19 protein-coding genes and 1 pseudogene are annotated in these 20,214 nt (G+C 45.8%); 11 read left to right on the top strand and 9 right to left on the bottom strand.

Translation table 11 applies throughout. The features are described 5' to 3' along the window. The first annotated feature begins 13 nt into the window (after positions 1–13). Positions 14–2,065: a Cache 3/Cache 2 fusion domain-containing protein gene (locus tag ACRRS1_RS14840; RefSeq protein WP_432467494.1), complete on the top strand. Its 2,052-nt coding sequence runs from the start codon at positions 14–16 to the stop codon at positions 2,063–2,065. A gap of 238 nt (positions 2,066–2,303) precedes the next feature. On the opposite strand, the gene mmsB is transcribed toward ACRRS1_RS14840, so the two are convergent. The 3 genes from mmsB to chvE form a co-directional block, all read right to left on the bottom strand. Continuing rightward, positions 2,304–3,509, bottom strand: coding sequence for a multiple monosaccharide ABC transporter permease (gene mmsB / locus ACRRS1_RS14835; RefSeq protein WP_432452415.1), 1,206 nt, complete (start codon positions 3,507–3,509; stop codon positions 2,304–2,306). 1 nt (position 3,510) lies between these two features. Then, the gene (mmsA, locus tag ACRRS1_RS14830) at positions 3,511–5,043 is read right to left on the bottom strand and encodes a multiple monosaccharide ABC transporter ATP-binding protein (protein ID WP_432452416.1); all 1,533 of its coding nucleotides are present in this window, start codon (positions 5,041–5,043) and stop codon (positions 3,511–3,513) included. A 74-nt stretch (positions 5,044–5,117) separates the two neighbouring features. After that, positions 5,118–6,176: a multiple monosaccharide ABC transporter substrate-binding protein gene (gene chvE, locus ACRRS1_RS14825; RefSeq protein ID WP_432452417.1), complete on the bottom strand. Its 1,059-nt coding sequence runs from the start codon at positions 6,174–6,176 to the stop codon at positions 5,118–5,120. A 397-nt stretch (positions 6,177–6,573) separates the two neighbouring features. On the opposite strand from chvE, the gene ACRRS1_RS14820 reads away from it, so the two are divergent. The 9 genes from ACRRS1_RS14820 to ACRRS1_RS14780 all read left to right on the top strand — a co-directional run bounded on the left by ACRRS1_RS14820 (position 6,574) and on the right by ACRRS1_RS14780 (position 14,629). Continuing rightward, positions 6,574–8,247, top strand: a complete 1,674-nt coding sequence (locus tag ACRRS1_RS14820; protein WP_432467495.1) for a ribulokinase — start codon at positions 6,574–6,576, stop codon at positions 8,245–8,247. After that, positions 8,247–8,972, top strand: a complete 726-nt coding sequence (locus ACRRS1_RS14815; RefSeq protein WP_432452419.1) for an L-ribulose-5-phosphate 4-epimerase — start codon at positions 8,247–8,249, stop codon at positions 8,970–8,972. The genes ACRRS1_RS14820 and ACRRS1_RS14815 overlap by 1 nt, the downstream gene beginning before the upstream one ends. A 16-nt stretch (positions 8,973–8,988) precedes the next feature. Next, a complete protein-coding gene (gene araA / locus ACRRS1_RS14810; protein WP_432459747.1) occupies positions 8,989–10,488 on the top strand; it encodes an L-arabinose isomerase in 1,500 nt (499 codons plus the stop codon). A gap of 81 nt (positions 10,489–10,569) precedes the next feature. Beyond that, the gene (gene araC / locus ACRRS1_RS14805; protein ID WP_432452421.1) at positions 10,570–11,457 is read left to right on the top strand and encodes an arabinose operon transcriptional regulator AraC; all 888 of its coding nucleotides are present in this window, start codon (positions 10,570–10,572) and stop codon (positions 11,455–11,457) included. 350 nt (positions 11,458–11,807) lie between these two features. Further along, entirely contained in the window at positions 11,808–12,224 is a 417-nt protein-coding gene (locus ACRRS1_RS14800; RefSeq protein ID WP_432452422.1) for a lysozyme inhibitor LprI family protein, read from the top strand. 129 nt (positions 12,225–12,353) lie between these two features. Next, positions 12,354–12,719, top strand: coding sequence for a cupin domain-containing protein (locus ACRRS1_RS14795; RefSeq protein ID WP_432452423.1), 366 nt, complete (start codon positions 12,354–12,356; stop codon positions 12,717–12,719). Positions 12,720–12,802: 83 nt separating this feature from the next. After that, the gene (locus ACRRS1_RS14790; protein WP_432467496.1) at positions 12,803–13,306 is read left to right on the top strand and encodes a YgjV family protein; all 504 of its coding nucleotides are present in this window, start codon (positions 12,803–12,805) and stop codon (positions 13,304–13,306) included. 86 nt (positions 13,307–13,392) lie between these two features. Next, complete coding sequence (locus ACRRS1_RS14785) at positions 13,393–13,851, top strand: N-acetyltransferase (protein ID WP_432467497.1); 459 nt, start codon at positions 13,393–13,395, stop codon at positions 13,849–13,851. A 115-nt stretch (positions 13,852–13,966) separates the two neighbouring features. Further along, a complete protein-coding gene (locus tag ACRRS1_RS14780) occupies positions 13,967–14,629 on the top strand; it encodes a Vat family streptogramin A O-acetyltransferase (RefSeq protein ID WP_432464727.1) in 663 nt (220 codons plus the stop codon). A gap of 50 nt (positions 14,630–14,679) precedes the next feature. Here the strand turns inward: ACRRS1_RS14780 and ACRRS1_RS14775 are convergent, their stop codons facing one another. From ACRRS1_RS14775 to ACRRS1_RS14765, 3 genes are all read right to left on the bottom strand, one after another. Continuing rightward, on the bottom strand, positions 14,680–15,399 hold the full coding sequence (locus ACRRS1_RS14775; protein WP_432467498.1) for a hypothetical protein: 720 nt from the start codon (positions 15,397–15,399) through the stop codon (positions 14,680–14,682). Between the two features lie 63 nt (positions 15,400–15,462). Then, positions 15,463–17,028, bottom strand: coding sequence for an alkaline phosphatase (locus tag ACRRS1_RS14770; protein WP_432468978.1), 1,566 nt, complete (start codon positions 17,026–17,028; stop codon positions 15,463–15,465). 10 nt (positions 17,029–17,038) lie between these two features. Continuing rightward, a complete protein-coding gene (locus ACRRS1_RS14765) occupies positions 17,039–17,284 on the bottom strand; it encodes an alkaline phosphatase (RefSeq protein WP_432463591.1) in 246 nt (81 codons plus the stop codon). Positions 17,285–17,805: 521 nt separating this feature from the next. Here ACRRS1_RS14765 and ACRRS1_RS14760 point away from each other — a divergent pair. Then, a pseudogene (locus ACRRS1_RS14760) lies at positions 17,806–18,633 on the top strand (transposase). A gap of 289 nt (positions 18,634–18,922) precedes the next feature. Here the strand turns inward: ACRRS1_RS14760 and tatC are convergent. The 3 genes from tatC to tatA are packed head-to-tail and all read right to left on the bottom strand — an operon-like array spanning position 18,923 to position 20,189. Then, positions 18,923–19,666, bottom strand: coding sequence for a twin-arginine translocase subunit TatC (tatC, locus tag ACRRS1_RS14755; protein WP_432467499.1), 744 nt, complete (start codon positions 19,664–19,666; stop codon positions 18,923–18,925). Then, a complete protein-coding gene (tatB, locus tag ACRRS1_RS14750) occupies positions 19,663–19,971 on the bottom strand; it encodes a Sec-independent protein translocase protein TatB (protein WP_432463588.1) in 309 nt (102 codons plus the stop codon). Before tatB ends, tatC begins: the two co-directional genes overlap by 4 nt. Positions 19,972–19,973: 2 nt before the next feature. Beyond that, positions 19,974–20,189 (bottom strand): twin-arginine translocase TatA/TatE family subunit, encoded by a 216-nt coding sequence (gene tatA, locus ACRRS1_RS14745; RefSeq protein WP_432452432.1) that lies wholly within the window; start codon positions 20,187–20,189, stop codon positions 19,974–19,976. Between the last annotated feature and the right edge of the window lie 25 nt (positions 20,190–20,214).

The following is a 20,214-nucleotide window of genomic DNA, read 5'->3' as shown; positions in this document are numbered from 1 at the left end:
AGGTTACAAATTTATGCAAGCATTTTGCATTTTAAACGGTTTTGGCCATCGCCGAATTGGCTTACAACTGCAATTATTTGTGGGTTTATTGATCGTGATTGCGTTTGGTGCGATTAGCTCTCTGGTTTATGAAAAAGCCGCTGCAGCTTTGTTTGAACAAACCATGTACGATCATCGATCTAAAGTAGAAGCTTTAGCTGAGAATATCGCTGGTGAGTTTGACGATTATTTAAAACAAGCAAAAGTGTTGGAGCGAACCTTTCGAAATGGTTATCTCGACGGCTTTCAAGTATTGGCTCAGTCGGTTAATTACCAACAGTTTAAGGTCTATGAGATTGTTCTTAACGGCCAGTCGTTGTTAGGGGATTTTAGTCAAATAGATCGCTTTACTCAGGATACTGATGCGGTCGCGACTTTGTTTTCTGCCAGTGGTGATGATTTTATTCGGGTGAGCACCTCATTAACCAACCAAGATGGTCAACGGGTACTTGGGAGTCGCTTGGGCAAGCAACATCCGGGTTATCAACGTCTGATGAATGGTCAAGATTATTACGCCAAGGTCAAATTGTTTGGTCATGACTATTTGACCTATTACTATCCCTTGAAAACACCTCAAGGAAAAGTCATGGGTTTAAGCTTTATTGGGATCCCCATTGAAGAACCGACTCAGCGTATTTTCGCTAATTTGTCGCAAATTAATTGGGGTAAAACCGGACACAGTATTGTCGTGGATAATAGCCCGAGTGAGGCCTTAGGGAACTATCTTTATCATCCCTATATTAAGGATGGAGCTTCGATCATCGACCGGGTCGATGCGCAAGGACATAAACTATTTAAACAGATTTTTGAGCAAGCTTCAGGGGTGATTAGCTTTACTGCTGAGCATCAAGGTAAGGTTGCTGAACAGTATTTGGTTTATGCCGAAGTCCCTGGGTGGAATTGGAAGCTATTAGGCGGAACCTTGGTGGAGGAAGTCACCGAAGCCAGTCGCGATTTACTGCATATTGTGATCATGATTGCTGTATTCGCTGCAATTTTGAGTTTTGTGTCGCTCAGTTTATTTGTGCGTCGCTTTACTAAACCCTTGCTCAGCTTAACCGGAAATATTGAACGCATGGGTGCTGGCGAAATGAGCCTACAGATGGGCGAGGGTAACGCCGAAGCCGATAACGAGATTGAGCGCTTAAATGCAGGCGTGCACCAAATGGCCAGAGAGCTCAATCAATTGATTACTCATATTCGAGACACGAGTAATCGTGTGCAACAGCAGGCGAGCAGTGTATTTACCGATTCTGAAAATAGTTTGCAACAGCTCGATGGCCAGCAGCTTCAGGTGGATCAGGTCGCTGCGGCGATAGAAGAACTGGCTGCATCGGCAAATTCGGTGGCGCATCAAGTCGAAGATATCGCCGGCAGTGTGCGTTTAGCCGATAGCAGTAGCCAACATGGCTCCCATTTAGTTGAGCAGATGATTTCAGAGATTGGCTTGCTGAATCAACAGCTGAAGCAGTCTTCTGATGCGATAGCTTTGGCGGGAGAAGAGAGCCGTAATATTCAAGATGTAACACGAATGATCAACGAAATTGCAGACCAAACCAATTTACTTGCCTTGAACGCGGCAATTGAGGCAGCGAGGGCGGGTGAACAAGGTCGTGGTTTTGCGGTGGTCGCCGATGAAGTTCGAACCTTAGCCAAACGAACCCAAGATTCGGTGAAAGAAGTGGAAGCCATTGTTGGGAAACTGCAAGCCAGTACTGGCAATGCGGTGAGCATGATGACTGAGAGCCAACAACGGGGTGAGTTGTTTACCGAGCATGCCGCTAATACCGGTGAGGCTCTGAGCAAGATTACTGAGCAAGTCAGTTTAATTGCCAGTCAATCGGAGACTATCGCCGCCACGACTGAACAGCAGGCGCAGGTGTCTCAAGAGATTGCCGCCAATGCCGCCAAACTCAGTGAGGCAAATGCCGATGGCCGCAATACCGCGGCGAAAAGCGCCGACAGTGCCACGCAATTACAATCTATGGCTGATGCACTTCAGCAGCAAGTATCGGTGTTTCACTAAGGGGCGCTTGATAGCAAGTCGCTTCGTCGTCGCCGTTCAGCTTTAGGGCTAAAAATAGTGGCGTGCCGACTTGGAATTTTGCTATGAGAGGGATTTGTTCCTGTGATGCCTGAGTTGCTTGCTGTTGGCTAATTTGTCCTCGGCATTCACTAAGCAGTATCGGTCATAAAAAAAGAGATTAAGTCGGGACTTAATCTCTTTTTTATAGGCTTAAGTCCTTCGGCTTAAGCATTCAAATTTATGCACTGCGTTTTTTGCTGTAAACATCGAAAATAACCGCAGCCAGTAATACCAAACCTTTAATGACTTGTTGCCAGTCGATGCCAACGCCCATGATTGACATACCGTTATTCATCACGCCCATGATGAATGCACCAATCACCGCACCCATGATTTTACCAACGCCGCCATGTACCGAGGCGCCACCAATAAATACCGCCGCAATCACATCCAGTTCGAAAGATAAACCCGCTTTTGGTGTCGCCGTATTAAGTCGAGCCGCAAATACCAAACCTGCCAGCGCAGCTAACATTCCCATATTGGCAAAAGTTAAGAAGGTGATTTTTTTGGTATTAATTCCTGACATCAAGGCCGCTTTTTCGTTACCACCAATGGCATAGATGCGTCGTCCGATAGTGGTGTTATTGGTAATAAATACATACAGTGAAATGAGCAGGGCCATTACCATTAAAATATTGGGAATACCTTTATAGGTAGACAATAAATAGACCAAGTAGAGTAGCGCCGCGGAGATGAAACCAATTCTGAGTAAAAATATATTGGTGGGTTCTTCGCTGGGCATCAACTGCTGTTGTTTGAGGCGACTGCGTAAGTTAAAGCCGATAAAAGCTGAGACTAAAATAATTCCTAAGATGAAAGAAGTGAGGTTAAATTTGTGCATATCAAAGATATCGCCAATGAACCCCGAACTTAAAGCCTGAAATTCACTAGGGAATGGCCCTACCGATTGCCCTTGTAGCAGCGCAATGGTTAAACCTTTAAAGACTAACATGCCCGCTAGAGTCACAATAAACGCTGGGATCTTATGATAAGCGATCCAGTAGCCCTGCATTGCTCCAATCACGAAACCTGCGGCTAAACAAATGATTACCGTAACAAACCAGTTAAAGTCAAAGTTAACCATTAACACCGCAGCCAGCGCGCCGACAAAGCCACAGACAGAACCGACTGATAAGTCGATATGACCTGCAACAATCACCAGTAACATGCCTAAGGCCATAATAATGATATAGGAGTTTTGTAAAAATAAGTTGGTAAGGTTAACCGGTTTGAGTAGGGTGCCTTCGGTAATAATCTGAAAGAATCCCATAATTACAATCAGGGCTAATAAAATGCCATATTCTCTCAGATGACGAGTGACAGCGCCAAATCCACTCACCGAGTTGTCGCTATCTTTAGCATTGTTTACAACTTTGGTACTCATTTCATTCTCTCCCCGATTGAATGATCAATTGCATAATTTTTTCCTGAGATGCCTGTTCGGCAGTGAGTTCACCCACGAACTCCCCTTCATTCATCACGTAGATGTGGTCACACATGCCTAATAGCTCTGGCATTTCAGAAGAGATGATGACGATGCCTTTTCCTTGCTCTGCGAGGTGATTAATCAGTGTGTATATTTCATATTTTGCGCCCACATCGATGCCCCGAGTGGGTTCATCGAGGATTAGGACTTCTGGATCGGCAAACAACCATTTGGCAAGCACTACTTTTTGCTGATTACCACCCGATAAGTTATCGGTATGCTGGCTGAGTGATGAGCAGCGAATGTTCATCTTATTCTTGTAGTCATTGCCAAGCATGGTTTCTTGCGCGTTATTAATGACCGTATGATTTGAGATAGCCGACAAATTTGCCAAAGGAATATTGTGCAAAATGCTGTCGATTAACACCAGACCATAGTCCTTCCGGTCTTCGGTCACGTAGGCTAAACCTGCTTCAATGGCTTTTTCTATGGTATTGAGCTTGACAGGTTTGCCATGTAATTTTAATTCGCCCGATATTTTTTGCCCATAAGAGTGACCAAAAATACTGCGGGCTAATTCGGTTCGACCAGCTCCCATTAGTCCAGCGATACCAACCACCTGTCCGCGTTTTACCGCAAAATCAATGTTATGAATGATTCGCCGTTCACTGTGTAGTGGGTGATAAACTTCCCAGTTATTCACGCTGAGAATTTCTTCACTAATGGTGGCTTTACGGTGTGGATAACGGTCTTGTAATTCGCGGCCAACCATATCGCGAATAATGTCATCTTCACTGATCTGCTGGGTGCGACAATCCATGGTGCTCACCGCTCCGCCATCGCGGATCACCGTAATTTTGTCGGCGACTTTGGCCACTTCATTCAATTTGTGGGAAATCAGGATTGAAGCAATGCCTTGGCGTTTAAACTCTAACAGTAATTCGAGCAGGGCATCACTATCGGTTTCGTTTAAGCTGGCGGTTGGCTCGTCTAAGATAAGTACTTCCACGTCTTTGGAAAGTGCCTTGGCAATTTCAACCAATTGTTGTTTGCCCACGCCTAAATTCTGAATTTTTGTCTGCGGATTTTCATTGCCTAAGCCAACTTTGGCCAAGACTTTTTGGGTTTTAAGGAAGGTTTGTGGCCAATCGATGACACCTTTGTCTTCGATTTCGTTCCCTAAAAATACATTTTCGGCAATCGATAACATCGGAACCAAGGCGAGCTCTTGGTGAATGATGATGATGCCTTTGTGTTCACTATCTGAAATGGTATTAAATTGTTGCTTTTGGCCCCGATAAACAATCTCACCATCAAAACTACTATGTGGATATACGCCACTGAGAACTTTCATCAGCGTGGATTTACCCGCGCCATTTTCGCCCACTAGTGCGTGAATTTCAGCATTGTCTAAACTGAGGCTGACGTTGTTTAGCGCTTTTACACCAGGGAAGGTTTTGGTGATATTGCGCATTTCTAAAATGGTATTCATAGTTCCCTCAGGAAAATCAAGGATCGAATAAGCGAGACCTTTTGATCCATGGATCAAAAGGTCTCAAATCGACACTACAGCTGGTCTTTACTGTAGTAGCCACTACCAATAAGTATTTCTTCCCAGTTTGATTTATCGACTGGAACTGGTTTGAGTAGGAAGGAAGGGACAACTTTATAGCCATTGTCATAGGTTTTAGTGTCGTTGATTTGTGGCTCGGAGCCACTTAACAACGCTTCAACCATGCCAACTGTAACCTTGGCAAGTTCACGGGTATCTTTGAAAATAGTAGAGCCCTGCTCGTTGGCAATAATTGATTTAATTGACTGCAGTTCAGCGTCTTGTCCGGTGACATAAGGCATTTTTAAGTCGCCACTACCGTAACCAACCCCTTTCAATGAAGATAAGATCCCAATACTGATGCCATCGTAGGGAGACAAGACAGCATCAATAGGTTCGTCGGTGTAGTAGGCACTGAGTAGGTTATCCATCCGTGCTTGTGCGGTTGCACCATCCCAACGTAAGGTTGACACTTTTTCCATGCCAGTTTGACCACTACGGATCACTAACTTACCGCTATCAAGGTAAGGCTGTAGTACAGAGATTGCGCCGTTATAGAAGAAGTAGGCATTGTTATCATCGGGGGAACCGCCAAATAACTCAATATTAAAAGGTCCAGCGCCGTTCGCGAGATCGAGCGCTTTTTCGATGGTTTGTGCTTGTAATACGCCGACTTGGAAGTTATCAAAGGTGGCGTAGTAACTCACGTGAGGTGAGCCTTTAATGAGGCGATCGTAAGCTACCACTGGAATATCACTTTCTGCGGCTTGTTCTAGTACCTTCGATAGGGTTGTCCCATCGATAGAGGCAATCACTAGCGCGTCGACACCACGTACTACCATGTTTTCTATTTGCGCCAATTGATTAGGAATATCATCACCGGCATATTGCAATACAACTCTATATCCACTTTTTTCAAATAATGCTTTCATATTATTACCATCACCGATCCAACGGGCCGATGATTTGGTTGGCATCGCAATACCAACGGTTTTCTTTGCGCTAGCGATTGATGGCGCAAGCGCCAACAGGCTCACCATTGCTGCACTTATGAGGGTTTTATAAAGCTTCATTTTTTCGCTCCGTGTAAAATATTTAGCTAATCTTTCACCAAGTTAAGGGTCGAGCTAATTGCGTCTCTCGTTTAACTGGGACAAGTATTCATCATCTTTTAAAAATAAGTCGCTAACAAAACGACAAGTTTGGCATGACAGCGTTCTTATCCATATATTTAGCTGTTATTGACATGTTGCCAGTATGTGAATTGACAAATTTGTACATGTTTGCCGTGAAAAAACGTGATTTTTGCTATAAGAAAGGCTTTTCATAGCGATTCTCAATATTTTGACCCATGATTGATAATTTTCTAAGTAACGATAATATCCATGACAATAGCGTTATCGTTTATGGCAGGTTTACCAAGCAACGACCACTATATTGATAATGTAGCAATTATCAGGAGAGTGGCGGGTGGATAAGCAGCGTTATGTGATCGGGCTCGATTTTGGATCAGATTCAGTACGGGCTCTAATTATTGGAACCGACGATGGTCAAGAAGTCGGTACCAGTGTTAGTGAATACCCTCGATGGATGAAAGGTTTATATTCCAAGGCCGAAGTTTCTCAATTTAGACATCATCCTCAGGACTATATCGATGCGATGAGCGCCGCCATTCTGCAGGCGCTGGAAGGCTGTAGTGCAGACGTTCGAGGTAATATTGTTGGGATTGGTGTTGATAGCACCGGCTCAACTCCCGCACCGATTGATGCGCAGGGGAGAGTATTAGCATTACTCGATGAACATAAAGATAACCCCAATGCAATGTTCATTCTATGGAAAGACCATACCAGTGTAACGAAAGCTGAGTTAATTAATCAGCTTGCTCATGGTGGAGAATTTGAAGATTACACCCGTTATGTGGGAGGTGTTTATTCCAGCGAATGGTTTTGGGCGAAGGCCGCTTGGGTTGCAGAGCAGGATCCCGAACTGGCGAAATCGATTTACGCATGGGTGGAACTTGCCGATTGGGTTCCCGCGCTACTGGCCGATAATTTGGCGCCAGATAGTATCAAAAGGGGGATCTGTGCTGGAGGGCACAAAGCCCTTTGGCATGAGTCTTGGGACGGCTTGCCTGATCAACAGTTTTTAAGTGCTATTTCTCCGAGCTTAGATGGGATGCGTGAACGCATGTATCAACAGGTGTTCACCGCCGATCAAGTGGCGGGTTATTTGAGCGAACAGTGGGCCGATAAACTCGGTTTACCGGCCGGTATTGCGGTAGCCGTTGGTGAATTTGACTGTCACATGGGCGCGGTCGGGGCTGGCGCGGGCGCTCATGACTTAGTGAAAGTGATGGGGACTTCAACCTGCGATATTTTGATGGTCGATCCGGCCGAGCTGGGCGAGCGTACTATTGAAGGGATTTGTGGTCAGGTATTAGGCAGCGCGATGCCAGAGTTGGTGGCCTTAGAAGCCGGTCAATCGGCTTTTGGTGATTTATATGCCTGGTATAAGCGAGTGCTATTGTGGCCGCTGCAGCAAATTGCCGGCCAAAGTTCCGAAGCGGCGGCAGCCCTCAAACAGCTTGAACAAAGTTTAATTCCGTTGCTTAGCGAACATTGTCAGGCACAAAGCTTAGCCGATCCGGTCGCAATGGATTGGCATAACGGTCGTCGGACACCCTTCGCTAATCAGCGCCTCACGGGCACGGTGGCTGGGCTGAACTTGGGCTCTAGTGCGCCAATGATCTTTAATAGCTTGGTCGAAGCGACGGCGCACGGTGCCAAGGCGATCATGGACTGTTTTGTGAATCAACAAGTGGAAGTGAAGCGGGTGATTGCGATTGGTGGTATTGCCAAAAAATCGCCTTTAGTCATGCAAACTTGTGCGGATGTGATGAATTGCGAGCTGTTGGTCATGGACAGCGAACAATGTTGCGCTCTTGGAGCTGGTATTTTTGCGGCGGTGGCTGCTGGAGTATATGCCAATACCGCGAGTGCTCAGCAAGCAATGGCTAGTGCGGTTCATTTAACCTATCAACCTAATCCTGAGCGGGTAGCTTTCTATCAACAGCGACATCTGCAATATCGTCAGCTTGGTGAGAGTGTCGAAAACTTGGTCGCTCAGCAAGGGGAGAAAAATTGATGGCTGATCGAGATAATACCGCGGTGACGCTGGCCCAGCTTCGGGAGCAGGTGTATTTAGCCAATATGGCGCTGCAAACGCACAAGTTAGTGACTTTTACTTGGGGAAATGTTTCCGGTATCGACCGTCAGCGCGGTTTAGTGGTGATTAAGCCCAGTGGCGTGGCCTATGAACAGCTGAGCCCCGAGAATATGGCGGTGGTCAATTTGGCTGGTGAAGTCGTAGAAGGAGAGCTTCGACCTTCCTCTGATACCGCCACTCATCTGGCTCTGTATCAGCAATACCCAGAGATCGCAGGCATCGTACATACCCATTCCCCCTTTGCTTGTGCCTGGGCACAAGCGGGTTTAGCTATCCCTGCACTTGGAACCACTCATGCTGACTATTTCTATGGCGATATCCCATGTACTCGGCCACTCACTCAGTCTGAGATTGACGTCGATTATGAAGCCAATACTGGTTTAGTGATTATCGAAACGCTGGCCGATACTCCGCCACTTGCTATGCCAGGTATCGTGGTGAGCGAACATGGTCCGTTTAGTTGGGGGACCAGTCCCGAGAATGCTGTACATAACGCAGTGGTTTTAGAAGAAGTAGCAAAAATGGCGCTGTACACCCGTCAACTGAATCCGCAGGTCGGCTCACTTAATCAGGGGCTGCTTGATAAACACTATTTACGTAAGCACGGTAAAAATGCCTATTACGGTCAAAAAGGTTCGCGTTAATTAAGGAAATTTTTATATGACTAATTCAACTCTATCACTGTGGTTTGTAACTGGTTCGCAACACTTGTATGGGCCTAAAGTGCTCGAAGAAGTGGCCAATGACAGCAATCAGCTTGTTCAGGGTTTAAATGACAGCGGAGAGATTTCGCTGAATATTGTAGACCAAGGGGTGGTCACCGATGCTGCAGAAATCAGTCGACTGATGCGTCGCGCGAATAGCGATGAAAGCTGTGCTGGGATCATGTTATGGATGCATACTTTTTCTCCCGCCAAGATGTGGATAGCTGGTTTAGGTCAGCTCAATAAGCCGATGCTGCATTTACATACCCAATTTAATGCGAATCTGCCTTGGCAAAGTATTGATATGAACTTTATGAATACTAACCAAAGCGCCCACGGCGGCCGAGAGTTTGGCTTTGTTGTGACCAGAATGAATGTTCCACGTAAAGTGGTGGTTGGGCATTGGCAAGAACCTCGGGTATTGGAAGAAGTCGATCAATGGGCCCGTGCAACTCGCGGTGTGTATGAATCCGAAAGCCTAAAAGTGGCGCGCTTTGGTGACAATATGCGTCAGGTGGCGGTGACGGATGGAAATAAGGTGTCGGCACAAATTAAATTTGGCTACGAAGTCAATGCCTATGGGGTCGGTGACCTTAAAGTTTATGTCGACAAGGTGTCAGACGATGATTGTGCCAGCCTCATCGATGAATATTGTGCTTCATACGTAGTGGATCAAGCTTTATTGAGTGATCCAGAAAGTTACCAGTTACTGGTGAACGAAGCCCGTTTAGAAATTGGTATGGAGCGTTTCCTAAGCGACCATGGTTGTATGGCCTTCACCAACTGCTTTGAAGATCTGCATGGTTTGACTAACTTGCCAGGCCTCGCTACCCAACGTTTGATGGCCAAAGGTTATGGTTATGGCGGTGAAGGTGATTGGAAAACCGCAGCTTTGGTTCGCATTGTGAAGGCAATGACTGAAGGTGAAGCGGGTGGTACCTCCTTTATGGAAGATTATACCTACGACTTCGGTGCGGTTGATCAGGTGCTCGGGGCGCATATGTTAGAGGTTTGTCCAAGTATTAGTGAAAATAAACCCGAACTAATTATTGCTCGCCATACCATTGGCTGTAAGTGTGATATTCCGCGGCTTAAATTCTCGGCGAAGGCTGGACCAGCAATTAACTTGTCGTTAATTGATTTAGGGGATCGCTTCCGTTTAATCGCTAATGCGGTGGATACGGTTGATTTGCCCGAAGACATGCCCAACTTACCGGTTGCGCATGCGCTATGGCAGCCACAACCAAATTTACCGGTTGCCGCTGCGAGTTGGATCCATGCGGGTGGGGCTCACCACTCGGTATATACTCAAGCCTTGAGCATGGAAACGGTGATCGATTATGCACAAATGCATGATATTGAACTGATTATTATTGACAACTCGACCGATGTCCGTTCCTTACAAATGGAGTTACGCCATAACAATCTGCATTATCGTTTGAACTCTTTGGGTTAATCACCCGCGAACAAGGGTTGCTAAGCAACCCTTGTTCATATCTGCGATCCAACAAACACAAACTACTGAGAATCTAATGCTATGATTTCGACAATTGTTTCAAATAAAACCTATTTAAAGCATATGCAAAACGATCCTCTTAAGCCGGGTTATAATTTTGATGCGCATTTAGTCGCTGGTTTAACCCCAATTACAAAAGGTGAAGATTTAGATTTTTGTATCGATCGTCCTCAAGGGATGAAGGGATTTATCATCAACTATACCTGCGAAGGGCAAGGTTCAGTTTTTCAAGGGGATAAGCAATTTGATGTAAGTGCTGGCGATCTGTTGTTATTCCCACCGGGAGTACCCCATTATTATCGTCGACAGGCTGACAGTGATACTTGGAAACATCGCTGGGTCTATTTTCGTCCGCGTGCTTTTTGGCAAGACTGGCTACAGTGGGCACAAATCAAAAATGGTGTTTATTTCTCTCCCAAGCCGGGAGTGGAACAGCAAGTTGAACTAGAACATCTATTTCAAGATGTGGAACGTCATTCGAAAACTGGCGATCCCTTCGATGTAGAGTTGTCCTTGAATTTATTAGAGCAGTTGTTACTGCGCTGTAAACAGATGCAACCGGATGTACGTAGCAAGGCTTTAGATCCACGTATCGAAACCGCCATTAATTTTATGACTCGCAATTTAACGCGAGACTTTCAATACCAAGAGATAGCTGAAACAGTCTGTTTATCGAGCTCTCGTCTGGGTCACTTATTCCGTGATGAACTGGGCATGACCATTACTCAATGGCGAGACGATCAACGAATTAGCCGCGCCAAGCAGTTGTTGATCACCAATAACGTGAGTATTAGCCGGATTAGCTTACAGGTGGGTTATAACGATCCTCTGTATTTTTCTCGAGTGTTTAAAAAACTAAATGGGATCAGCCCCAAAGGTTATCGTAAGCAATTTAGCTTGATTTATTAAAGGCTGAGCTCAGTGATGTATGCGAGAGAATGATGAATCATGATGCATCAACGCGCGACTTGCCTTGTATGACCGGGCGTATTATTTACCTCTTTATCCCGACCATTTAAATTAGAAGTGTTTCAATCTCTCGTGCTTGAATTGCCGAAGGTTTCTGATGAATTCGGCATCTTCAGCATCCCTCGCGCTATCGGGTTCAGTGACGTAGCGCTGCCTTAAAGGGCGCAGCGAAAATAAACGCTTGATGGCCCATCAATAACTGATTAAAGCTTCAGCCATCCATCAAAGGTGAGTGTTTAAATCGACTTACTGTTAAACTAATTTTTAATTCGAAATTGGTGAAAAGGAAGATGATGAATCGTTATTGGTGTTTGCTTGGCTTATGTTTTGTGTTTTTAGTTTCCGCAACAGAACAAACCATAGATTGTGAAAAAGCCTATTCGACGCTCGACATTAATTACTGTGCTGGAATCGAATTAGATTTGGCCGAACAGCAAATGCAACGCTATCTTGCGACCAGTTTAAAGCACAATGAGGATGATCCTGAATTGCTTGACGCGATTAAATTGGCGCAGCAAGATTGGCGAAAATACTATAAATCGCACTGTGATTCTGTGTATACCCAGTGGCGGGAGGGATCGATTCGAGGCGTGATGGCACTGTCTTGTAAAACCAAGCTGACCAAACTGCGGACGCATCAGCTATGGGAAAACTTCTTAACTTATATGGATAGCACGCCTCCGGTTTTGCCCGAACCCAAACGGTAATGATTGAAGGTGCTTTCTAGCCAAGCTTTCCATGACATTTTAATGATTTAAGCGATGATGTATTTTGGCCATGTTTGCTCAGATATGCTTATTATCTGTTTTTATTTCTAATAAAACTGAAGGAATGAAATGAGTAAGATTACGATTAGTCATAAATTTGAATTGTTTAGCGAAGAGTGGACGCCTAAGGTGATTGCTCAATCTAACGGACAACTCGTTAAAATTGCGAAAGGTAGTGGCGAACTGGTGTGGCATCAACATCAACACGAGGATGAGCTATTTATGGTTTTTAAAGGCCATCTCACGATTCAGTTGAGAGATAAGGATATTGAGCTAGGTGTAGGGGAGATGTTTGTTGTACCAAAAGGTGTGGAGCATTGCCCTCGTGCAGAGCCAGACACTCATTTCATGATGATAGAGCCTGCCAGTACCGCGCATACCGGGGCCTTAGAAAGCGATATGACAGTGGCATATGCAGATCAAGAATGGATCTAGTCGCAAAGCTTTAATCCGGTCGGTTTCGCCTGAATAAGCTCCCAGTTATTTACACTATAATGATCAATATGTAATAGGCCCTTATGTCGTTATTTCTAATCTCTCAATTATTCGTTGCCGTCGCTATTTGCTGCGACTTTATGTCGTTTCAGTTTCGTGAGAGAGCAAAAATAGTGACATGCTTGTTTTGTGCTGGGATTTTAATCTCTTTGCATTTTGCGCTGCTGGGTCAGTGGACGGCCACCAGTCTCATGGGGATAGCTACGATCCGATACTTCGTGAGTATTTTTTCAAGCTCGGCTAAGCTTAAATATCTATTTTGTTTCACTTCTGTATTTGCGACGGTGCTGACTTATGCAGGTGTCGCTAGTATGCTGAGTTGCTTAGGCTCGGTCTTTCAAACGGTCGCCGCATTCAACAGCAATGACCAAAGACTAAGGCAGCTGATGATCGTTGGCACTTGTTTTTGGCTGGTCCACAATTATCTGGTCGGTTCACCAACTGCAGTATTAATGGAAGTGCTATTCATCACCAGCAACTTAATCGGCTATTACCGCCATTACTATAGAAAAACTAGTGTGGCATAACAATTACAGAACATTGCGTGGGAAACTGTTGTTTAGTTTTAAGTTTGCTAAAAGCCATCTCTCGTTTTGACCGATTGGAGTAGTTTATGATCCGACCTTTCCAAGTTGATGATATGGACTCAATTCTCAATATTTGGCTTGATGCTTCGCGCATCGCCCATGATTTTGTTGAATCTTCCTTTTGGCACGCTCAACTTGCAACTATGCGGGATGTTTATTTACCGAGTTCGGAAGTTTATGTTTACCAGCAGCAATCAAGCGTTGGTGGTTTTTACGCACTGCATGGCAATACGCTGGCAGCTCTCTTTGTAAAGCCATCGTTGCAAGGTCAAGGGATTGGTAAGGCGCTGATCGGTGATGCGAAACGCAAGCGTCATGAGTTGATGTTGACTGTTTATAAAAATAATCATCCCGCTTGTCAGTTTTATTTGCAGCAAGGATTTTCGTTTGTTCAAGAGCAGACGGATATACATACTGGCCACAGAGAATGGTTAATGAATTGCTCGCCGCTTAAAACTGTCTCGGAAATGATTCCCAAGCGATAACCAAACGAACGGAGAGGCGTTTTTAAGTACCAATGAATATTCATCGGAGATAACAACAGTCTTGCGCTGTATAACATTGAATGTTTATCGGCGCATCATGAATGCATTAACTGCAATGATTCACTCGTATTCCCGTAAGGAGGTAATTTTGTTTGGTCCCAACCCTGATGATAAACAACCGATGAAGGGATTTCCCCAAGTGGGTTACCTGAAAAACTTTATTAAAAGTGAATTTATTTTGGTGGGGGATTACACCTACTATGATGATCCCGATGGGCCTGAAAACTTTGAAAAAAATGTGCTTTATCACTTTCCATTCATTGGCGATAAGCTGCTTATCGGCAAATTTTGTGCAATAGCCAAAGATGTGAAATTCATCATGAATGGTGCCAATCATAAAGTTTCAGGATTTTCGACTTACCCATTTCAGATCTTTGGTCAAGGTTGGCAAAAAGCCATGCCTCAAGCGGGAGAATTACCCTTTAAAGGTGATACTGAAATTGGCAGCGATGTTTGGATTGGTTATCAAGCGACCATTATGCCCGGGGTTAAAGTTGGTCACGGTGCGGTGATTGCTAGTCAATCGGTGGTGACCAAAGATGTCCCCGCGTACAGTGTGGTGGGGGGGAATCCTGCTCAAGTTATTAAAAATCGCTTTGAGCCATCGCTTATTGAAGCTTTGCTTCGAATTGCATGGTGGGATTGGTCAGCGGAAAAAATCACTGCAAATTTAGCCGCGATTGTTGGTCACGACTTAGCTGCGTTGCAGCAAGCTTAATGGTTGTTTGCCCGATGTAAGCGAAGCCAAGTGGGCCTCGCTGCATTCCTTTAGTGGACGTGGCCACTTTTGATCATTTTGCCGTTCGCATCATAGACGCTAGACGCGGCATGTTCGATAAAACCTTGATTGATCATTTGAGCAAGGAAAGGGTCATCTTCACTGTCGCCAACATCAGCATAATCAATCGACGAAAAGCGCATCCAACCGACAAGCTGTTGTTGAATGGACTTGGTGTCGAGACTGAAGTCCTGCAATATTAGCTCTTTGCTTTTATAGCCTTTTTTAGTGAGTAAGCGCTGCGGAATTTGCTGTTCGCTGCGCCAGTCCAGCTCAATCCATAGCTCACCAAGTTGGCCTTTATAGTGTTCGATAGTGCTGCTATCTGCTTGTTGGCTCGCGGGCATTTTTTTCAGGCGAGTCAGCCAAATTGCGGGTACTAATTGCTCGATGCTATCCCAATTACGATTAATGTTAAGGCTGCGTAAGTCACTGCTAGGGTAATAGACACTGCGTTGGTTTGCGGTAAAAAAACGATAAAATTGGTGGCGGCCATCGGCACTCTTTTGCCAATATTCAGCTGTATTTTTTTGTGGATAGATGGTCACCACTTGCTGATTATTGCGACTGAAAGTGAAATTTGAAACTTTCTTATTAAAGCCTTGTTTGGAGGTGCTTTGATAGGTGGCCGTCACTTCGGGTAAAGCCATCACATGGCTGCTCAGCAGGCTGAACAACAAAATAATAAAGGCGGTGTAGCGTCGAGACATTGATGATCCTTTAAAGGGGGCTAGGCCCCCTTATCGTACTAATAAAATGTGCTGCCAATTAATTTATTCAACGGCATTCGCGCGTTCAACCAAGTTGCTGGCAAAGTTCATGACATGGAAAATTTCATTCTGTTCCATGGTAGAGCGGATCAGGCTTGCGGCTGGTCCTTTGGCGTAAACCGGAACATCTTCACCGGCATGGGTTTCGCTCCCCATGGGCACGGCTGCTTGCTGCATGAAATCCAAGTCTTGTACTTTAACTTGGCTTAAGTCCGCTCGCGTGCCATCGCTAAATGAACCCGCTGCACCGGGGCCATTGGTATATCCAACGGTGGTGTAGGGTTTGTCATCTCCAGCCTTGGCGATGCTGCCATCTTGATTTTCCACTAGACCCAAAATCGGATTACCACGGCGGGGGTAGCCCGCGATAGTGAATACATGGGAGTGGTCGGCAGTGACAATGATTAGCGTGTCATCATCATTGGTTAAACTGTCGGCCATTGCCACGGCATCGGATAAGGCAATGGTATCTTTCAGTGCACGACTGGCATTACCGGCGTGGTGCGCGTGATCAATACGGCCTGCTTCTACCATTAGGAAGAAGCCTTGCTCGTTGCCTTGCATCATTTCAATGGCTTTTTCGGTCATTTCAGCGAGTGAAGGTTGGCTGGCACTACCATATTTTTCGCGGTCGGCTTCATAGTCCATATGTGAACTACCAAATAGACCCAGTAATTGGCTGGTATTGCTTGGGTCAACCGTGATGAATTGATCACGATTACTCACAAAACTGCCATTTGGATGAGCGGTCTGCCATGCTTGGGTTAAGTCTTGGTCAGAGCGTTTTCCACCATCAGTGGTGAGGGTAAAGTTGCGTAAACCGCCGCCGAGTACCACGTCTAGACCAGTGCCTACTTTGTAGTTAATCAGTTGCTTGGCGATGTCGCTACAACCCGTAACCACTTCGTTATCATTTTCCCAGTTGCGTTCTGGTACTTTGGCGTAGGTGGCGGCAGGCGTTGCATGGGTAATTCGTGCGGTAGAAACAATCCCAGCTTTCATACCTGCCATTTTGGCCAGATCGAGGGCGGTTGTCAGTTCTTGGCCTTGGGCGCTGGCACAATCGCCGCGGGTAGCGGTTTCGGCGATGCTAATCCCGCCAGCAAAACTTTTCACGCCAGTCATCATGGCTGTCATGGTGCCTGCAGAGTCCGGTGTTTGAGCATCGGTATTATAGGTTTTAGATAAACCGGTGAAGGGGAAGGTTTCAAAACTAAGTTTATTTTCTTCGCCGCCTGCCGGGTTATTGATTTGTCCTTGCAGGATCCGCGCAGCGGTGACTGTAGACATCCCCATGCCATCGCCGATGAACAAAATTACGTTTTTGGCTTTGCCTTGTGCGGTGCTTAAAGCGGATACTGCGGTGTCTTTTTGCCAAGCCATTTTCGCTTCGGCAACGGCTTTAACGCCAGCATTGTACCAGCTGTTAATTGCTGCTGGATTGGCGCTCTCGCTGCTAGGGGCAATCCATTCGCTGCGCTGTACAGAAGCGCTGTTGTTATCGTCGTTATTACAGGCTGTGAGGACAAGTGTCGAACTGACTGCAATGGATAAGGCTAAATAATTCAGTTTCATGGTCTTACTCCTTACCTATATAAGCGTTGCCGCCCAAGGCCGCTGCTTGGTTAATGGCGTGAAAGATTACACTTTGTTCAATCGCACCTTGAAGCAGGTAAGATTGAGGTCCCATCGCAAATACGGCGACATCTTCACCGGAATGGGTTTCACTCCCCGAGGGGATTAACGCTTGCTGCATAAAGTCGGTGGAGGTGGTATCTATAGCGCTGAGATCGCTACGAACACCTGGAATTATTGAGACACCCATTCTAATTTGCTAGTACTGGAATTATTGAGACACCCATTCTAATTTGCTAGTACTGAAAACATTCTTAACCGACTTCAAATGCCACTAGAAAGCTGGCCAACATCAAACACAGCATCAAACAAGACCCACTGTACTGGTCAACCCAAACTGGACACTTTTAGTTGAGAATTCTAAGGAATTATTGAGACACCCATTCTAATTTGCTAGTACTGAAAACATTCTTAACCGACTTCAAATGCCACTAGAAAACTGGCCAACATCAAACACAGCATCAAACAAGACACCCACCCAACTAACAAAACGCTTGCAATAGTTTGAATTGCCAATAGCCATTTATTTGGGGAGTTATCATTATGCCTCGGCCAAGACGCTCGCAAGTAAGCTTATCGGATACACCTTACTATCATTGTGTTTCGCGTTGTGTTCGACGGGCGTTTTTGTGTGGCGAAGACTAGCAAATCGGCAAAAGCTAAGAGCACCGCCGCCAGTGGGTCGAAGATTATTTGCTTAAGCTCGCAGCGGTGTTTGCCATTGTTGTTTGTGTTATGCAGTCATGAACAATCACAGCCATGTGGTGTTGCATATTGATAAGGCTCAAGCCGAAGCGTGGTTGATAAGATAAGGTGCTAGAGCGCTGGCATCGTTTGCATAAAGGCACCTTACTGGCTCAGATGTCCCTTAATCCAGACTTACGCTCAAAGCTCGATGAAGTGCAACTGCAAGCCGTTCACACCATTGCAGAAGTCTATCGCGCTCGATTCTATGACTTGAGCTGGTTTATGCGCTATTTAAATGAACATATTGCTCGAGAAGCAAATAAGGAAGATAAATGTACGGGACGTTTTTGGGAAGGCCGCTTTATATCCCAAGCGCTACTCGATGAAACAGCGCTTGCGGCTTGCATGGCTTATGTCGACTTAAATCCAATCCGCTCAAATATCGCCGCAACGCCAGAAACCTCAGCCCACACCAGTATCAAATGGCGTATTCGGCAAGCCAAGCAAGGCCAATAGTCCAAAGTTCTGATGCCCTTTGCGGGTCACCCTAATGAAACCATGCCTAAAGGCCTACCCTTTGAACTACAAGATTACCTGCAATTGGTGGCGCTTACAGGTCGAGTCATCAGAAAAGATAAACGCGGTTATATTGATGATGTGCAAACGCCTATTCTGCAACGCTTACAAATTGATGAAGAAAGCTGGTTAGCTTTGAGTACGGGCTTAGAATATCACTTTGCTAGCGTAGTAGGGGCAGGGCAATCACTGCGACATTATAAGCGCCAGCATAATCACAACGGATTAAAGGGATGGGTGCAGCTAAACGCTGGTTTGATGTTGGCTATACATTGATAACCTCATATCATTCTCTCGGAGTCGGTATTTAAGCTTCTCCCTAATCACTGTAGCTATCCGCTTGCACATCGTGGATTTTTACCATAACAACATGAATTAAAACTGCTATTTTAATATCTGCTGTCTTTTGGTTCGTTTTGTTCACCGCTTGGCATGATTTGGAGCGGTGGTTTGTTTTTGGCGAAAGAAATTATAACTTCTTATCATGTCGCTCAAAAAATACTCACGAAAGAGCAACATGCCCTAGTGTTGACTTGAATGTCCCTTGCCGGCTGCGTTTAAGCGCTTATATACTTAGTTTAGCCGTGTGCTCTGGCGTGGTGCTAATCCAGCAGCGGCTAGCCAGTATGCCTAGTTCAAATAACAAACACATCGGTATTGCGAGCAAGGTTTGCGAGATAATATCGGGTGGAGTGAGTAGCATGCCCAATACGAAGCTGGCTACCACCACGTGTGGTCTTGCTTTAGTTAACTCGCTGACTTCGCAGAGCCCCAGTTTACAGAGCAGAAATACAAGGATGGGAATTTCAAAGGCCAGCCCAAAGGCCATGAACAGCGCCAGTACGAAGTCGAGGTAGCTACTGATGTCAGTCGCCATAGTAACGCCTTGCGGCGTAGTGGCGGTGAAGAAGCTAAAGGCTGCTGGCAGCACGACCATGTAGGCAAAGCTGATGCCTAGGTAAAATAACAAGGATCCCGATAGCAACATGGGGGCAAACAAGTTGCGCTCTTGTCGTTTTAAGCCTGGAGCAATAAATTGCCAAAGTTGATACAAGATCATCGGTACCGACAACGCGACGGCGCAGAACAAAGTGAGCTTGATGGGGGTAAAGAAAGGAGTCGCCACATCGGTGGCGATCATACTGGTGCCTGCTGGTAAGTAGCGCATTAAGGGGCTGGCGAGTAGCTGATAAATGTGGTTTGCAAAGTACACTAAACTCACAAAGCAGAATATTACCGATGCTAGCGCCAGCAATAGGCGCTTGCGTAGTTCTACCAGGTGTTGCACTAAGGCGCGGTTGAGACTCATGCCTGCTCCTTGATAGCAGTATTAGAAGATGGGGGGGCTTGATTTGGTTGGCTCTCGCTCGCTGCACTTTTTCGAGGCCGCACTTTGGGGCTGGCTAGCGGCTGTTGCGCTTGCTTTATCCCCTGATTCAGTTCTTCTAAACCCAATTCAGACTCTAGTGTTGCGCCCAGCTGACTCATCATCTGTTTGACGCGTCGCCAGCCTGAAAACACATTGCGCAGGGTGTCGGGTAGGCGCTGCGGGCCAATGATTACCAGGCTCACAACGGCAATAAGGCTAAGTTCCCAAAAGCCGATATCAAACACTTTTAGCTACCTTGCTGTTGTTTAAGCTCTGCGCTTTCTGCGGTGGTCTGCTTGGTTTGGCTAAGCAAATCTTGGTCTTTATCTTCAGCCATCGCTTGCTTAAAGCCTTTGATGGTGGAGCCTAGGTCGCCGCCTAGTCCGCGTAGGCGCTTGGTGCCAAATAGCAATACGACGATTACCGCGATGATGGCTAGCTGCCAAATACTAATTCCTGCCATGTTATTTCCTTAAGGTTTGAGTTGT

It is taken from the genome of Agarivorans sp. Z349TD_8, from assembly GCF_050870825.2.
Classification (GTDB): Bacteria; Pseudomonadota; Gammaproteobacteria; order Enterobacterales; family Celerinatantimonadaceae; genus Agarivorans.
The sequence above is the reverse complement of the archived record's forward strand: the minus strand, read 5'-3'. Positions and strand labels throughout refer to the sequence as shown.

What these genes read in the sequence shown, in the direction of transcription:
- ACRRS1_RS14840 (WP_432467494.1), top strand. Translation starts at nt 14, where the DNA reads ATGCAAGCATTTTGCATTTTAAACGGTTTTGGCCATCGCCGAATTGGC.
- mmsB (WP_432452415.1), bottom strand. Translation starts at nt 3,509, where the DNA reads ATGAGTACCAAAGTTGTAAACAATGCTAAAGATAGCGACAACTCGGTG.
- mmsA (WP_432452416.1), bottom strand. Translation starts at nt 5,043, where the DNA reads ATGAATACCATTTTAGAAATGCGCAATATCACCAAAACCTTCCCTGGT.
- chvE (WP_432452417.1), bottom strand. Translation starts at nt 6,176, where the DNA reads ATGAAGCTTTATAAAACCCTCATAAGTGCAGCAATGGTGAGCCTGTTG.
- ACRRS1_RS14815 (WP_432452419.1), top strand. Translation starts at nt 8,247, where the DNA reads ATGGCTGATCGAGATAATACCGCGGTGACGCTGGCCCAGCTTCGGGAG.
- araA (WP_432459747.1), top strand. Translation starts at nt 8,989, where the DNA reads ATGACTAATTCAACTCTATCACTGTGGTTTGTAACTGGTTCGCAACAC.
- araC (WP_432452421.1), top strand. Translation starts at nt 10,570, where the DNA reads ATGATTTCGACAATTGTTTCAAATAAAACCTATTTAAAGCATATGCAA.
- ACRRS1_RS14800 (WP_432452422.1), top strand. Translation starts at nt 11,808, where the DNA reads ATGATGAATCGTTATTGGTGTTTGCTTGGCTTATGTTTTGTGTTTTTA.
- ACRRS1_RS14795 (WP_432452423.1), top strand. Translation starts at nt 12,354, where the DNA reads ATGAGTAAGATTACGATTAGTCATAAATTTGAATTGTTTAGCGAAGAG.
- ACRRS1_RS14790 (WP_432467496.1), top strand. Translation starts at nt 12,803, where the DNA reads ATGTCGTTATTTCTAATCTCTCAATTATTCGTTGCCGTCGCTATTTGC.
- ACRRS1_RS14785 (WP_432467497.1), top strand. Translation starts at nt 13,393, where the DNA reads ATGATCCGACCTTTCCAAGTTGATGATATGGACTCAATTCTCAATATT.
- ACRRS1_RS14780 (WP_432464727.1), top strand. Translation starts at nt 13,967, where the DNA reads ATGATTCACTCGTATTCCCGTAAGGAGGTAATTTTGTTTGGTCCCAAC.
- ACRRS1_RS14775 (WP_432467498.1), bottom strand. Translation starts at nt 15,399, where the DNA reads ATGTCTCGACGCTACACCGCCTTTATTATTTTGTTGTTCAGCCTGCTG.
- ACRRS1_RS14765 (WP_432463591.1), bottom strand. Translation starts at nt 17,284, where the DNA reads ATGGGTGTCTCAATAATTCCAGGTGTTCGTAGCGATCTCAGCGCTATA.
- tatC (WP_432467499.1), bottom strand. Translation starts at nt 19,666, where the DNA reads ATGAGTCTCAACCGCGCCTTAGTGCAACACCTGGTAGAACTACGCAAG.
- tatA (WP_432452432.1), bottom strand. Translation starts at nt 20,189, where the DNA reads ATGGCAGGAATTAGTATTTGGCAGCTAGCCATCATCGCGGTAATCGTC.